General features: G+C 61.6%; 11 protein-coding genes and 1 pseudogene. 7 read left to right on the top strand and 5 right to left on the bottom strand.

Annotated elements, in window-relative coordinates:
- Window positions 1-28: 28 nt before the first annotated feature.
- The gene (locus LFT45_RS04480) at window positions 29-790 is read right to left on the bottom strand and encodes an SDR family NAD(P)-dependent oxidoreductase (protein ID WP_236806996.1); all 762 of its coding nucleotides are present in this window, start codon (window positions 788-790) and stop codon (window positions 29-31) included.
- Between the two features lie 1,297 nt (window positions 791-2,087).
- On the opposite strand from LFT45_RS04480, the gene LFT45_RS04475 reads away from it, so the two are divergent.
- Window positions 2,088-2,435: a hypothetical protein gene (locus LFT45_RS04475; protein ID WP_236806995.1), complete on the top strand. Its 348-nt coding sequence runs from the start codon at window positions 2,088-2,090 to the stop codon at window positions 2,433-2,435.
- A 507-nt stretch (window positions 2,436-2,942) separates the two neighbouring features.
- Here the strand turns inward: LFT45_RS04475 and LFT45_RS04470 are convergent.
- From LFT45_RS04470 to LFT45_RS04455, 4 genes are all read right to left on the bottom strand, one after another.
- Window positions 2,943-3,881 (bottom strand): zinc-binding dehydrogenase, encoded by a 939-nt coding sequence (locus tag LFT45_RS04470; protein WP_236806994.1) that lies wholly within the window; start codon window positions 3,879-3,881, stop codon window positions 2,943-2,945.
- A 33-nt stretch (window positions 3,882-3,914) separates the two neighbouring features.
- Complete coding sequence (locus LFT45_RS04465; protein WP_236806992.1) at window positions 3,915-6,461, bottom strand: ATP-binding cassette domain-containing protein; 2,547 nt, start codon at window positions 6,459-6,461, stop codon at window positions 3,915-3,917.
- Window positions 6,462-6,500: 39 nt separating this feature from the next.
- The gene (locus tag LFT45_RS04460) at window positions 6,501-7,592 is read right to left on the bottom strand and encodes a substrate-binding domain-containing protein (RefSeq protein WP_236806989.1); all 1,092 of its coding nucleotides are present in this window, start codon (window positions 7,590-7,592) and stop codon (window positions 6,501-6,503) included.
- Between the two features lie 266 nt (window positions 7,593-7,858).
- Window positions 7,859-8,932 carry an ABC transporter permease gene (locus LFT45_RS04455; protein ID WP_236806987.1) on the bottom strand — a complete coding sequence of 358 codons (1,074 nt, stop codon included), beginning with the start codon at window positions 8,930-8,932 and terminating at the stop codon, window positions 7,859-7,861.
- 1,507 nt (window positions 8,933-10,439) lie between these two features.
- On the opposite strand from LFT45_RS04455, the gene LFT45_RS04450 reads away from it, so the two are divergent.
- The 6 genes and pseudogenes from LFT45_RS04450 to LFT45_RS04425 all read left to right on the top strand — a co-directional run bounded on the left by LFT45_RS04450 (window position 10,440) and on the right by LFT45_RS04425 (window position 14,546).
- Window positions 10,440-10,973 (top strand): hypothetical protein, encoded by a 534-nt coding sequence (locus LFT45_RS04450; protein WP_236806985.1) that lies wholly within the window; start codon window positions 10,440-10,442, stop codon window positions 10,971-10,973.
- 169 nt (window positions 10,974-11,142) lie between these two features.
- Window positions 11,143-11,478: pseudogene (locus LFT45_RS23445) on the top strand (alcohol dehydrogenase catalytic domain-containing protein); the annotation flags it as partial.
- 21 nt (window positions 11,479-11,499) lie between these two features.
- A complete protein-coding gene (locus LFT45_RS04440) occupies window positions 11,500-12,156 on the top strand; it encodes a zinc-binding dehydrogenase (RefSeq protein WP_236806981.1) in 657 nt (218 codons plus the stop codon).
- Between the two features lie 147 nt (window positions 12,157-12,303).
- Window positions 12,304-13,368, top strand: a complete 1,065-nt coding sequence (locus tag LFT45_RS04435; RefSeq protein WP_236808961.1) for an NAD-dependent epimerase/dehydratase family protein — start codon at window positions 12,304-12,306, stop codon at window positions 13,366-13,368.
- A gap of 16 nt (window positions 13,369-13,384) precedes the next feature.
- On the top strand, window positions 13,385-14,173 hold the full coding sequence (locus tag LFT45_RS04430; protein WP_236806979.1) for a sugar phosphate isomerase/epimerase family protein: 789 nt from the start codon (window positions 13,385-13,387) through the stop codon (window positions 14,171-14,173).
- Window positions 14,174-14,213: 40 nt separating this feature from the next.
- Window positions 14,214-14,546 carry a carboxymuconolactone decarboxylase family protein gene (locus tag LFT45_RS04425; RefSeq protein WP_236806977.1) on the top strand — a complete coding sequence of 111 codons (333 nt, stop codon included), beginning with the start codon at window positions 14,214-14,216 and terminating at the stop codon, window positions 14,544-14,546.
- Window positions 14,547-14,660 lie beyond the last annotated feature (114 nt).

The following is a 14,660-nucleotide window of genomic DNA, read 5'->3' as shown; positions in this document are numbered from 1 at the left end:
CTGGTTCATTTGATTGAATGGGCGGGTCTCAGCGGTTGACATAAGCCGCCCGGGTTCCGCCGTCGACAGGCAGGACGGCGCCGTTGATGAATTTCGCGCCGTCTCCTAGAAGAAACATGACGGCATCCGCCACGTCGTCAGGCCGACCGATCCTGCCGAGCGGCGAGACTCCGGATGCCTTGTATCCGGTCTCGGTTCCGCCGGCAGTGGCTGCGGCGATCATGGGTGTGTCAGTCGATCCCGGAGCCACCACGTTGACCGTGATCCCTGATGATCCGAGCTCTACGGCGAACACCTGTGCCACGATGTGGGCCGCCGCTTTCGTTGCGCCGTAGATCCCGCCTGAGATCTTGGGCCTCATCCCGCCAATGGAGCCGATGACGACAACACGAGCAGGATCATCGGGACGCGCTCCCGCGCGCAAGAAGGGAACGGCCTCGCGTATGGACAGCCAGGGACCCCTCAGGTTGACGTCGATCGTGAGGTCCGCGTCCTCTACAGGATAGGTGTCCAGCTCCCCCGGAATATTGACGCCGGCCGAGTATACGAGCGCATCGATCGACGGCGCACCCTCCTTTACCCGTAGGAAGAATCGCTGGATATCCTCAGCGCTGCGAACGTCGCACTGTCCGTAGCGCACGCGTCCTGCTGCCTCCGCGCTGCGCAGCGCATCCGGGAGGGACTCTCTCGTGCCTGCGACCCACACCGACCATCCGGCGTCGAGGAGACGTTCAACGGTACGCAGCCCGATTCCAGACGTGCCGCCGATGACTACTGCATTTTTTCCCATAATGGTCCTCTATTCATGAATCGAGCAGAAGAACGGCCGCATGCGGCGCCGCGCATGAGCGTTCCCGAGCAACTGGAGCGGAGCCGGCGTGGTCAGGCACTATTGACCATCACGACACGTACGACATTCTCCCCATAGGCGACCTCGTCAAACGAGACGAGCGTCATGCGCGATGTGAGCTTGCCTCTAGCCGTCGTTCAGAGCGATCGGGGGCTGCCGCCCGTAATGTCGAGTCTTCACGTACAGCCATCCTCGTAAATCGCTCCTACGGTTCACGAAGATGAACGAAGATTCCTCATTTCGTACAGCATAACGAGTGGTATGTTCCTTCGCAAGGGGTTGCAGTGATTCCGCGCGTCCCCGGCATGCGGACCACGGCAACCCGAACCCCGCCAACCATGGACCGACTGGACCTGGACTGGTTATCCGTCTCCTGATTTGGACTTGCTGTTGTTTTGTCCGATGGGATCGGGATACAACACGGATTTGGTGCTCGCCGCCTCGCATCAAGGGAAGGGCGTCCGCTGATGAGACCGGCCCTTAAAGATTTCCGGCAAAAGCAGGCAGGCCATCGCCACTTCCTTTTGACTGCTGTCCTTGAGTTCTTATCGGGCGAATTTCCCCGGCCATTGCAGGGTCGGGCTACCCAGGGGATGCGGGTATGGCTTCCGTTGCTGTGCCGGAGCATTTGTGTGACGGCTTCAAAGGATTGGCCGCCCCGCATCACCGCAATGACCCGACCGCTGATTGAGCGACGCGACATCGCCGGATAAGGCCACGGCGGCGCGCTTAACTGCTAAGTCACGGCGGTCCAGCGCTGCTAATCGCCTTGCTCGTGGGCCATGGCCAAAGCATCCTCTATCTCCCCGGCCGGACCGCGCATCACGCCGCCCCGCTCTACCGGGGTGAGGCATGACGGATGCCAAGGACGCCGCTGTCATCGCCGACCAGGTCCGGATGCGACCTGCAACCTCTTGGGTTTAGGGGACAAGATCAGCACGGGGCCGCGGATTCTCACCGCCCGGCACGCCGAAAAAACTGCAGACCGGGTTCGGGCGATCAACCGGCTGCAGGCTCAGCTGCTCGGAATACTTCCCCGCGCTGGAACGGGCCCTCGATTAGAACCGATTCAAGGCCGCTCTGTCCCTGCTGACTAAACACCGGACTCGAGACGGGATCCGCGGCGCCGGCGAAGACAGGATCCACGCCTGGCTGAAGAAGTAAGGTGCCCGCTCCGCGGCCGCCGAGGCCGCGAAGGCCCAACACAATTGTTCTCGCCCAGCACGTGGTGGAGGGAATGGTCGCCGCACTCGCCGTGGAAATCCTTCACCTGAGCGAGGAACTGGCCGAACTCGATGCGCTGATCCGCGAAAAAGTCACGGAACACCAGCACACCCAGCTGCTGGGAAGCACGCCCGGATTCGGACCTGTCCTCCCCGCCGAATTTCTCGGTGCCACCGGCGGAGACCTCGACGTCTTCCAGTCAGCCGACCGCTTCGCGCGGGAACCACCACCGTCGAGGCCGTCGACCCGCAGACCAGGTCCAGCTCAGCATTGCGCCGGCCGTCAAAGAGGTCGTCGACGACGCCGGCAGTCGCCTGCGCAAGGAGCCCTCGCCGTCTTGCACAACACACGGGCCAAGTAATGTCCGCCAACGAGGGCGGCCGTCATGCCGGACAAGCTGGCGATCGCCCGTACCGGAGTGATTTTCTGCGGTCCTCCTTCGTCGCTTGTATCCTTTCGGGAATTCATCCCTGCTTGTCCTTATGTACGGACGGGCTCCGTCGGTTACAGCAAAGCAGCGTTGCCAGCAGCCAGAAAAAATTGGGGGGAGGGGAAATACCAACTGGCCGGCTCACGCCGCGATGGGAAACGGTGCTTACATGGGTGTTTTCCATACTCCGACTTCCTCACCACGCACGAACTAGTACCCATCGGTAACGCTCCGGGGTTGACATGCTCTCCACAGTCGTCGTGTTCACCTCAAGGGCCGACCGGGCGCACGCAAGGAAAGACGTGGTCATCCGCAGTCCGCCTTCGAGGGCCTACTTCAGGACTTCAGAAACGCTTCCCCCTCGGGAGACGGTCCACCGCACGAAGGCCGATCGCGATGCCGCCGATGGCATGCAGCGCCTGTCGTACGGGGTACGTCTCAGTGGTTGAGCATCACGAACCGGCCGGAGTTCTCTCCACGACGCAATCTCTCGATAGCCTCGGCTACACCATCAAACTCTATGAGAGTGGTCCGCGAGGCAAGCGCCCCGCGTGCCATCATGTCGAGGACCTGTTCATTGTCCTCGACAGTCCCGCCCAGGGAACCCACCAACTCAATCTCGCGGAGGGTCAGGTCGTTGACGTCAATAGTCGCTCGGCTGACTCCCAACCCAACTTGGACGACACGGCCGCCGTGCCGCACTGCGGTGATCGCCTCTGCAGTGGTCGTTCCGTACCCGGCGAAGTCGATGACAACATCAAGGCCGACATCAGTGAAGTCACCTATCGTGTTAGCAACACCTGACGCGCCAGCCTCCGTGATCTGCGGGAAGAGCGACTCTTTGGTATCCGCTACGAACACTTCGGCTCCGAGGCCGAGGGCTATTTGAAGCCCGAGGGAACCGAGCCCGCCGAAGCCGATGATTCCTACACGATCTCCGGTAGTGACCTGACCCCGGACCGTGACCGCATGGAACGACGTCATCCCGCCGTCTGTAGACACGGCCGCTTGGTCCCACGAAACTCCCTCCGGAATCGGTACGAGAAACTCAGCCTGCACGGCCACTTTTGGCGCGAATCCACCGTCCCTACCGCAGCCGGGGCCGAGCAAGTCGGCCTTGATAGCCACGCGGTCCCCGACCGCAGTCGTCGTTACTCCTTCACCGCGATCACTAACAATCCCTGCGATTTCATGGCCGAGGGTCACCGGGCCGCCGGGAAGCAGGTTGCTGATCGTCCCGTCCAGGTAGCCGATGTCGCTGTGGCAGATGCCCGAAGCCTTAACGTCGATGAGCACCTCGCCCGGACCTGCCACAGGCTCGGGTACCTCATTAAGCGCAAGCGGCGCTCCGTCCCGTTCGTACTGCCAAGCCTTCACATTCGTCCTTCCGGAATAGATAACTTTCGCCAATCAGTGGCGGCGGGACCTTGGTCGCCTGCCTATCAGTGCGAAACTGGCGACAGCGATCAGAAGCACCGCGCCGTAAATGATTTGGCTCACGGCGTATGGGTAGCCGAGAAGAAGTGCCGCGCTGCTGATCATCGTGAGCAGGAGCACGCCGAGGGAGGCACCGCTAAATGTGCCCCGCCCACCAGTGAGTGTAGCTCCGCCCAAGAAGCAGGCAGCGAAGGCCGGCAGAGCGAACCCGAGACCTACGTCATTGCTACCGATCCCCACTTGAGCCGACAGAAAGAGTCCGCCGATAACTGCTCCGAGGGCGGTCGCAGCGTACGCGGCGGCCTTCAACCACGTCGTAGTTAGTCCAATGCGACGGCTGGCCTCGGGGTCAAGCCCGACCGCGCGCATGGACAGTCCCGAGCCGCTTCGCAGCAACCACACGTCGAGTAGCACGGCGAGGATGACAACCGCTACGAAGCAGTACGGGACAAAGCCCAGCATCTGCCGCAACGCCATTCCGAACTCGGGCGCGATTTGTCCAGCAGGAGCAGGACGCAGGAGCACCGCGGCCCCTGTAAGGATGCCGGTCGTACCTATCGTGGCAACGAGAGGATTGATCTTCAACGCGAGAGTCAGTACAGCGTTGAATGACCCGACGGCGAGCGCGAGCCCGAGCGATATGGCCAGCGTTAGCAACAGTGAGTCGAAGCTGAAAACGCTGAACATGTAGGAAGCCGTAACGACAGCGAGGGTCATTGAGGCCCCGATTGAGATATCGAAGCCCCCGGAAATGAGGGCGAACTGTTGTCCGAGCACGGCGAAGAGAAGCGGCATGGCGCTGAACGTCATGATGCCAATGCTGCCTGGTGACAGAAAGGACGCAGTCTGGCTCTGCACGTATATGGCGAGGGCGAGGATGATCGCTAGGAGCGCGGCTGTCGGGACCTGGGCGCCCGCGAGAAGTCGGCCGCGGCTCCGGCTCTTGGTTTGCGTTACGCGTTCCTCGTTCGCCCTCTTCCCCGTCGTCGTCACGAACCGTCTAACGATGTCAGTTTCGGTGAATTCTGAACGCACCTCGTCGATGATCCGTCCATCGGACATCACGTAAACACGGTCGCACAAGCCAGCGAGTTCGCCGGAGTCGGAAGAGTTTATCAGTACGCCGACTCCCTCCGACGCCGCTTCAGAGATCGTGGAGTAAATGTCTAGGCGCGCCTTCGCGTCCACACCCTGGGTCGGTTCGTCAAGTACGAGCACACGGGGCTTTCGGAGCAAGGCCCGCGAAAGCACAACCTTCTGCTGGTTGCCACCGGATAGTGCGCCGATCGGTTGGTATGGTGACGAGGCGACGATCCCGAGCCGCGCGGCGGCCGCTCGGAATGACGAGAGCAGTTTTGATCGAACTGCAAGGCCACTCGGACCCGCTTGTCTTCCCAGCTGGAACGTCGCGTTGTCGAACACTGGGAGGCTGGGAAACATTGATTCTGCTGCGCGGTCGCCGCTCTGGAGCATTATGCCGGAGCTGAGAGCCGTGGTGGGGCTGGTCAGTTGCCGGGTGGTGCCGTCGATCGTGGTCGTGCCCGAGCTCGCTTGCACGCTGCCACCGAGAGCGCGGAGAAGTTGGCGCTGCCCGTTTCCCTCGGCACCGGCGATACCGATCACCTCGCCACTACGGACGCGCAGAGATAGCGGGCCGATTCCGGGGCCGACGAGATCCGTCAACTCGAGTCGAGTGTCCGCGTTTTCCGGCACGGGAGGGCGGCGTGGGAACTCGAGCTCGACCTTCGCGCCGACCATGAGTTCGACGATCTCGTCAACGCTCCAGTTGCCGTGACTGTACGTCCCGCGCATAACACCGTCCCGAATCACGGTGAGGCGATCGGCGAGCTGGCGGATCTCTTCCAGTCGATGACTGACATATACGATCGCTATGCCCTTGTCCCTGGCTCGTCGGATCCACTCTTGCAGTTGCCCGGCCGATTGCATGTCCAAGGCGGCTGTGGGCTCATCGAGGATGAGAGCGCGCGGCTCGTGACATAGGGACCGGACCACTTCCAGCATCTGCCGGGCGCCCGGCCCGAGCGAGCGGACATGATCGCCAGGGCCGAACGGCAACTCGTACTCGCTGAGCAGGCTGCTGACATCCTTGGGAGGAGACTTGCGCACCCCCTGGAAAGAAAGTTGCAGATTCTGCGCAACGGTGAGTTCGTTGACCAACGAGGTGTCTTGGTACGCGGTGCTCAACCCGAGTCTTCTCGCCTCACGTGGATCCGCCGACCGCAGCGGGACGTTACCCACCCTCACTTCGCCGTCATCAGGCTTCACGACGCCGGCGGCTACCTTGATCAGGGTGGACTTTCCCGATCCGTTCTCTCCGACCAGCGCGTGCACCTCACCTGGACGGCAATTGAAGCTCACAGCGTCGAGCGCTGTTACGCCAGGGAAGCGCTTAGTAACATGAGATAATTCGAGAGTGTTCGCGTCGCTGCGCTCCTTGGACGTTGTGTTTGTCGTCGGCGCCCCCGACCTGTTGTATGTCGTTGCGAGATCGCTGTTCATGTGTCGATGTCGTTTCTTGTTAGTGGCTGCTGGCGTCGATCAATGCTTGATTGCTTCGTTCTGCTGGTCGGGCGTCAAAAGAGAGCCGGCGGCTGCATTGCCATTGACATTCAGATTCGCCGTCTTAAGGGTGTCAGTAAAAGGGACCATGCTGAGCGGATACATCATTCGGCTCGACGACGCAGAACCTCCGCCCGTCACCTCCAGTCCGGCAACTAGCGCAAGGCGGAAGAGGACGAGCTGACTGGACATCGACCAGACATCAGGGTTCGCTCCTTTTTGTTGTGCCGCGCGGACGTCCTTCAGCGCGTTGATATCGACTGAGCCGGAGACGGCTATCAGCGGAAGCTGGCTCCCGCTATCGATATAACCCTGGAGGAACTGCACGGGGGAGATGTCGAGCACGACGGCGTTAGGCTTTTTGCCCGAGGCAAGGAGTGCGGCCACGGCCTGTGATTGCCCCTGTGGAGTCCAGACGTCGTAACCCGTGTAGACCTTGGTCCAGCCGAGAGCATCAAGTTCTCGCTCCGCACACGGCTGCCATGACGCAGCGTAGGAGTTGCCAGCAGGGCCGCTGAACTCCGCATACGTTGGACTGGTGATGCCCTTGTCGGCCAAGTGCTTCGTCAGTATTGGTGCCGCCTTGGTCCACATGTCGCAGGGCGAGCCGTAAATCTCGACGCCGAGATTCTTTGCGATGTCTTCGGGCAGAATGGTCGTTCCGTTAACTACCGGTATGCCCGCTGCTTTGGCCTCGTTCAATACGGGTCCAAGCTGCTTGCCGAACGTATTCATTTCGCTGAAGATCATGCTTACGTTTTGTGCGATTGCCTGACGGAAGGCAGTAAGGTACTGGTTTACGTCGCCATTCGCCTTTGAATGGATGATCTTGCTTACCTGTCCGGACTGGATCGCCTGGGCCAAGAGCTCACCGTACGCGAGGCTGAGCACGGGGTTCGCCACGTCATCGATGACTGCCACCGTTTTGTCGCCACGTCCGGTTTGGCAAATGGCTTGACCGATGCACTCGTTCCAAATTTTCTCCTGGTCCGCTGTGAGCGGTGTCGCCGCCGAGTGGAAGACCGTGCTGATCTCGGGGGCCAGCTTTTCGTTGCCCAAGTCGGGGTTCATCGCCCGTAGCATCGCGGTCTTGACTGCATCAGGGCTAGCTGTCGGATAGCTAGCGGAGGTAGCACTACCCGAACCGGTAGTCGTAGAGCTCGCGCACCCGGGGAGGAGGATTGCGAGCGCCACCGCTCCTGCGAGCGCGCTCCACCGGTGGAAACGTCGTGGGGAGGAAATGTTCATGATGTGACCCTTCATTATTGGACCGGCGAACCGACTCTGGTTCCGATCGGGTGATGGCGGGGGGGAACTGGGCGCGGGGAGGACGCCTCTCATGGGCTCGTCACAGGGGAAGAGAATCGAGAACGGAGGCGGTGCCAGCCGTTGCGGCCAAGCTGCGACCAGATGTTCAGAGAGACCGCGCCGACCAGTAACACGCTCTGCACGATGTACAGGGCACCGGGGCTCAGGTTCTGCAGTGCAAGTATCTGCGTGAGGGTGGGAAGGAGCAGGGCCGCGCCGCTGAGAGCTGCGATCGAAGACCCGCCGCCTGCGAATGACGTTCCGGCGATAGCAACAACTGTGATCGTCGTCAGCTGGTACTGGGCGCCGATTGTGGCATTCGGGATCTTGACGACCCCCGCAAGGGCCATCCCCGCGAGCGCATAGCAAATGCCAGCGCAAGCAAACGTCGTAGTGATGCCCAGTCCGGTACGCACGCCCAGGATGTGGGCGGCTTGCCTGTTGTCTCCGATTGCGGCCACGCGACGGCCGAGGCGTGTGTGCGAGAGCAGGAATGCCACTGCCCCGGCGACCGCGAGTGCCAACCAGAACACGGAGCTGACGTTTAGCCAGCTGCCGCTCGCGATGTCCACCAGCCACTTGTCGGCTTGTCCAGCACTGGAGTAACTCTGACCCAGCCAGAGGATCAGCCCGGAGGCGACGACTGCGTTCATGGCGAATGTCACGATGAGAGCGTTGAGCCGAAGGTATGCGATCAGCGCACCACTGATTGCACTGATCCCTGCGCTCGCCACGACGATAATGAGGAAGGCTTCGAGGCTTCCGACCTCACCCACAAGGTGTGCGCTCAAGGCCGCGGCGAGGGTTATCAATGCAGGCACGGAAAGGTCGATGGCTCCAACCATCACGACAAGGTTCTGGCCAAGGCTGGCGAGCAGTAGGCATCCGGCCAGCGCCGTGATGAGCAAGACGGAGAAACGGTCAAACGTCGCGGGCTGCACGACGATCGCGATGATCAATACGGCGGCCAGCGCAATCCAGCTCGCAAGGTACTTTGACGGCACCCGATACTTTAAGTCGGTACGCCTCGGTGATGATCTAGCGTGATTCTGTGACGACGGGGCGCGATCAACGCCGCCTGGTACCAGCACTTCGTTGTGCATCTTTATTATCCTCTACTGACACGGGTGCGGGGGTGGTAGCTTTTGAGCCGTTCCATTCGCGGGTTCGAACGCTTGTCCGGAATTACGACCATAGCGCCGGTTTGACTCACGCGCAAGAAGGTGTCAGTAATCACATGGTCCACATCACCCGCTCTCATAACCTGATCTAAAAAAAGCCCCGATTATGGTTGCGGCATTCCCAGATTCAGAGCCGGTAAGTCTTGTGTTGGGGCGCCGTCGAGCCGTCCCACAAACCGTGGATCATACTCATAACGTTTTCCGATAGCGATGCCTGGCGAGCCTTTGCAGCCGATGCGTTCGCTGAGCAGGTGCGCAGGCTCAGCACCCGCAGGCCCGGGCCCTTGTCCAAGTGCCGTGCGGCGATATCCACGCGGACCGAAGAGACCTCGGCCGCATCAGCGTCCGTATATCGGGAGGGCACGGACACCCTGTAGCGGCGGAAGGCTCGGCCACGCGGCCACTTCTGGAGGCCGATTACGAGGGTAAGTGGGCTGGCCGGGAGGTTCTTGCCGGCCCGGGCGAACAGCGATCCCAGGTGCGCCCGCGATGTGAGCCGGCGGTGCAAGAAGCTGAGGACCGACAGTCTGCTCGAAGTGGGTTTCGAGCTCCGTCCGTGGAATCGGGGCAGATCGAGGTTCGGGTCCGCATGCTCTCCCGCAAAGGTTCGGAACATGCTCAGCGCAGGTTTGGGCTATGTGCTCGGGGGATCGCCACTTCGCCCGTTTCGTTCTAGATTCGGTGCAGTCGACGCCGTCGCGATCGGCAGCGTCAGTCTTAAGTGTGGAAAGGGAACGCTCCTAGGAGTTCCCAGGGCGTGCTCCTGTCGAGCAGTATCACGAACACGCCGACGTTGGCACAGGAGTCGTTCATCCTTCTGGATCATGCCTCATGCGGCGTTGGGATTCTTGCGGCACTGCGGGGGGAGAATTGGCCGCAAAGAGGACCTGTAGAACTTACGCACTTCTATTGCAGCGACGGAGACTATCAGACGGTGTGCCGTATGCCGGCTCCGCGACGTGGCGAGTTTCCCTGTGGTCAAATCTAAGGTGAAGTGCCCAGCCAGCAACACCGGGGCTCTCTAGCATCAGCTCGTCGCCGCTGCGTCGATGTTTGCCGTTGGTTGTCAGCAGTGTCTCCTTAGACACCTTGGATGCAGGGTCTCTCAGCACACGTAGCAGTGGTCGTCGGCCACGACAGGAAGCGACCAAATCCTTTGTCCGTGAGGGGGGCTGCCGAGCATCAATCGAGAAGACTGAGTTGCTTGACGCACTCCCATCTTCTGTATATCGTACCAACGTACGCATATAAGAATGGGAGCGGCTCCAAGGTGAGTGCACCCAGCGGACCCGTAGGGTGTTGATACACAATACTTCTTGCGTCGCCACTCCCGGAAGTTAGTTGAGGTAGGCGCTCCCTGGGTACGTTGTGCGGCGATACGATCGCATCGACCTGCGCAGCCACCCCTAAAATTACCAAGGAGACGATGATGTCGGATAAAGCCAAAGATGCCCGGGCTCGGCGTGTAGTCTTCGGGCTCGACGACCAGAACCGGTCAACCATCGCGAGCGATGGCTACACCGAGACCCGCCTCGTGACCGAAGCGTGGACGCTGAACCACTTGTGGGAGCAAACGTCGGTCCCCTCCGACGTTCTTGCCGAAAACACCCTCACAGAGAAGGCCGCCAACATGCCTCCGTCCGGGGGGTACAAGTTCATGGTTACTACCTACGCCCCCGATAGCGAGTGGGACTACGAGGCCGGGTACCGCGATGCACTCGCGGCCGGCGGCATCGGGGACTCACTTGTGGACAGCGACATCCCCGGCCTGCACGCGACGGACACTGTCGATATCGGAACCATCATTTCCGGTGAGCTATGGGCCATTTCGGAGACCGGCGAGACGCTGCTGCGTCCTGGGGACACATGGGTAATGCGCGGCACCAAGCACGCGTGGCAGAACCGCGGCGACGTTCCTGCGGTGGCCGCCGTCATCATGATCGGCGCGACACGCTCGTCGTGACGCGGTCCCAAACTCTCAGGTCGGCGCTGGCGTCGACGTCGCAGTTCTTCGAATGAGGTGGCATCGAGGACAGGGTCTAGAGAACCTTCCCGTCGCTGCCCACCCGCGCCAGGGAGCCACCCCGTAGCTAAACGTTGATAGAGGAGAAGCAGTGCTAGGTGCAGTATTCATGGGTAACCGTACAGTCGAGCTTCACGAGTTCCCGGATCCCGAACCAGGACCTGGTGAAGTCATCGTAGCGATCCGCGCGTCGGGAATGTGTGGCAGTGACCTGCACTTCTATCGTGACCGACCCGGGACCGAGAACACCATGGGATCGTGTATCGCCGGCCACGAGCCGGCGGGTGTAGTCCAGGCCGTAGGGGTCGGCGTCAATCCAGCTGTGGCGGCGGTGGGGGATCGTGTCATGGTGCACCACTACCGCGGATGCACCATGTGCGATCTGTGCCGCTCCGGTTGGCCGCAGATGTGCCGGGTCTCCATGCGAGTGTTCGGCACTCATGAGCATGGAGCCCATGCACGGCTAATGCGGGCTCCGGCCGACACGATCATCCCGCTTGACGACGCGCTGTCCTTCGAGACTGGGGCTGCGGTGGGGTGCGGGACCGGTACGGCATGGGGCGGGCTCCAGCGATTGGGTGATATTGGCGGAGCCACGATCGCGGTGTTCGGTCAAGGTCCCGTGGGGCTGTCGGCGACCCTGCTCGCCGCGGCGCGTGGCGCCAGGGTGATCGCAATCGACCCGATGCCGTCACGACTTGAGCATGCAGCGCGGGTGGGCGCCGAAGCAACGCTCAATCCGACGGAGTGCGATGTGCCGACGGCTGTTCGCGACCTAACCGGCGGCTCAGGAGTACCGCTGGTCCTCGAGACTTCCGGTGCCTCGCCCGCCATCGCCGACGGCCTCGGCGTGCTGGCACCGTGGGGAAAGATCGCCCTAATAGGCCTGGGCGGCGAGGTGAGATTCCCGGTTCTGGGCGCTCACCGGCTGCAGATCAGTGTGCTGCCGTCAATCTCAATGTCCATCATGGCGCAGCGTCAGTGTGCGGAGTTTATCGTGTCTAAGAACCTGGACATCGACGGCCTCTACAGCCATCGATGGCGCTTGGACCAAGTGGTCGAAGCTTACGAATGGTTCGACCAGCAGGATGCCGGCAAGGGCGTGTTCCTGTTCGACGACTGAGCCCCGGCAACGTATGGCAATAATGCCAAATGAGCGGGCTGGTTGACGGATGCTTGTTCGGCATATCATTGATGTATCCCTATTTATGAACGCGTTGAATGCGACCGTCAATGTCGACGGAGAACAGAGGAGTTTGATGTGGCGGTAATGGTGACCGGGGTGGGTTTTGTTGGCGGATATGCGGTTCGTGATCTGCTGGAGGCCGGCCAGGACGTGGTGATCTACGGATACCTGGGCGGTACGGGGGATCCCAACGGCGAGCTGCCCGAACTCGAGTACGTGGACTACCTGATCGGGGGCGGGGTGCGCGACAGGGTTAAGGTCGTCGTCGGTGACGTCGGAAACCTCGATGACATGACGCGCGCCGCCGAGCAGCATGGGGTTAGGGCGATCATGCATTTCGCTTCCCTGCTGCCGACTGCCACTGAGGCGCAGCCGTGGCTCGGGGCCCAAGTGAACGTCATGGGCACGGCGAATGTGTTCGAGACGGCGGCCCGGCTCAGCATGGACAAGGTCGTGTGGGCGAGCAGCAGCAGCGTGTTCGGTTCGCGGTCCGTTGGCCCTTCTGGGGTCGTTAACGACGACAGCGTCTTCGACCCGCACTTCGGTTACGGTGCCGCCAAGCTCATGGGCGAGAAGATGGCCCGGTCGTACGCGGAGAAGTACGGCCTGAACATCACCGGCGTTCGTCCGATGCGGGTCTATGGCTTCGGCGAGCATGTCAAGCTGAGTCGGGGAGGAGGCAGTTCCTGGCTCGCTGAGCTGCTGTACAAGCCCGCCCTCGGGCTGGGCCCCAGCAAGGTTCCGTTCGGGCACCGCAGCATCGGCCTCCTGTACGTGGAGGATCTTATTGCCGGAATGCTCGCCGCACTTGAGTTCCAGGAGCCGGACGGGGCTGCGAGCTATCTGATCGACGGTGATTACCGTCCAATCCGCGAAGCGGTCGACTTCGTGCGCAAACTTCTTCCGGAGGCGCAGATTGAAGTCGAAGACGCCGATCTCAAGCTGGCGCCCGGAGCGACGCTGCTCTTCGAGATGAAAACCGATTCCAGCAAGGCGGCCGAGGCGTTCGGGTACCGTGCCCGCCACGGCATGGAGGCCGGCGTCTACCGCACGATCAACAGGAACCGCATCTTCGCCGGGTTGCCCGAGCTTCCCGAGCCGCCAGAGGCGGCTGTGAAGCCCCTAGAGCTCGGTACTACGCATGCATAAGCTCTCCCTCTCGCCCATGACCGTTCTGCCGTGTTCGCCGCTCGAGCAGATCGATGCCGCACATAAGGCCGGATTCGACAGTGTGGGTCTTCGGCTCTTTCCCTCTCTGCCGTCAGACGTTGACGTCATGGCGGATAAGAGCCTTCAGCGGGACATCAAGCATCGTCTTGAGGACACCCAGCTTGAGGTCCTGGACATCGAAGTGGTGCGGGTCTCGCCTCGCATGGACCTGGTCCCCATCGACGCGGCGCTCGAATTCGCGGGCGGACTCGGAGCCCGCTGGCTTGCCGCGACCTCCGAGTCGCGGCAGGACTATCGAACGGAGGATGAGCCCGGCCTCGTGGGTCGTCTTGCTGAGCTCTGCGAGACCGCCGAACGGCACGGCATGGGGGTAATGCTGGAGTTCATGGCTTTTCGGGGCATCAGCACCCTGCAAGACGCGGTGCGGATCGTGACCGCGACCGGCTCACCCAACCTGGCCATCACTATTGATGCCCTTCATCTCTTTCGGTCCGGTGGGACGGTCGATGCCGTAGCAGCGGTCGACCCGGCGCTGCTGGCCTGCGTGCAGCTGTGCGATGCTCCACAGACCGCGCCCGCGGACCTCATCGAGGAAGCACGGCAAAACCGTCTGTATCCAGGCGAAGGCGATCTGCCACTGGCGGATCTGATGCGGATGCTGCCGGCAGATATCCCCGTCAGCGTCGAGATACCTTCCCGATCCCGGGCGCATCTTTCAGCCCATGAGCGCGCGACACATGCCGCACGCTCCGCCCGACCCATGATTCCGGCACCCAGCCTGTAATCGTGGACATCAATCGAGCCGAATTTGCGATGGAGGGGAAATGGGTGTGGTGAAGAGGTCGCTAAGCCGGCGGCCTTCAGAGTACCTGCGAGGTGAGTCAGTCGCGGCCGACGATAGCTTCAAAGCGCTCCGGACAGCGCTTCTAGAAAGCGGCCCCCTCGACACGATGACTTGCGAGCTCATCGTCATTTCAGCGCTCGGGATCGCTGGCTTCGAGGATTCTTTCAAGACTCACTCTGCTCGCGTACTGGAAACGGGAGCCGACATCGATTCGCTGCGGCATGCCGTGGTCGTCACGCTCGGAGCAACGTCCGGGATCTACCAGGTCGCCCGCGCCCTCGAGTGGCTCGACGAGCTAGAGGGAGACGCTTGATCCCGCGGTCGGGCATACGATAGGAGCCCGTGGTATTCAAAAGACTGGTGGTGGCGGCGCATTTGCAACTGCCGAGCAAGAGACCGTTACTCGGGTAATTTCGCTACTCGAGCT

This window comes from Arthrobacter sp. FW305-BF8, from assembly GCF_021789315.1.
In the GTDB taxonomy this organism is placed as follows: domain Bacteria; phylum Actinomycetota; class Actinomycetes; order Actinomycetales; family Micrococcaceae; genus Arthrobacter.
Note: the sequence above shows the minus strand (reverse complement) of the source record. Positions and strands in the feature narration are given on the sequence as shown.

Bases quoted from the DNA above. Each gene is read 5' to 3' on its own strand.
- LFT45_RS04480 (WP_236806996.1), bottom strand. From the start codon at position 790: ATGGGAAAAAATGCAGTAGTCATCGGCGGCACGTCTGGAATCGGGCTG.
- LFT45_RS04475 (WP_236806995.1), top strand. From the start codon at position 2,088: ATGGTCGCCGCACTCGCCGTGGAAATCCTTCACCTGAGCGAGGAACTG.
- LFT45_RS04465 (WP_236806992.1), bottom strand. From the start codon at position 6,461: ATGAACAGCGATCTCGCAACGACATACAACAGGTCGGGGGCGCCGACG.
- LFT45_RS04460 (WP_236806989.1), bottom strand. From the start codon at position 7,592: ATGAACCCCGACTTGGGCAACGAAAAGCTGGCCCCCGAGATCAGCACG.
- LFT45_RS04455 (WP_236806987.1), bottom strand. From the start codon at position 8,932: ATGCACAACGAAGTGCTGGTACCAGGCGGCGTTGATCGCGCCCCGTCG.
- LFT45_RS04450 (WP_236806985.1), top strand. From the start codon at position 10,440: ATGTCGGATAAAGCCAAAGATGCCCGGGCTCGGCGTGTAGTCTTCGGG.
- LFT45_RS04440 (WP_236806981.1), top strand. From the start codon at position 11,500: ATGCGGGCTCCGGCCGACACGATCATCCCGCTTGACGACGCGCTGTCC.
- LFT45_RS04435 (WP_236808961.1), top strand. From the start codon at position 12,304: ATGGTGACCGGGGTGGGTTTTGTTGGCGGATATGCGGTTCGTGATCTG.
- LFT45_RS04430 (WP_236806979.1), top strand. From the start codon at position 13,385: ATGACCGTTCTGCCGTGTTCGCCGCTCGAGCAGATCGATGCCGCACAT.
- LFT45_RS04425 (WP_236806977.1), top strand. From the start codon at position 14,214: ATGGGTGTGGTGAAGAGGTCGCTAAGCCGGCGGCCTTCAGAGTACCTG.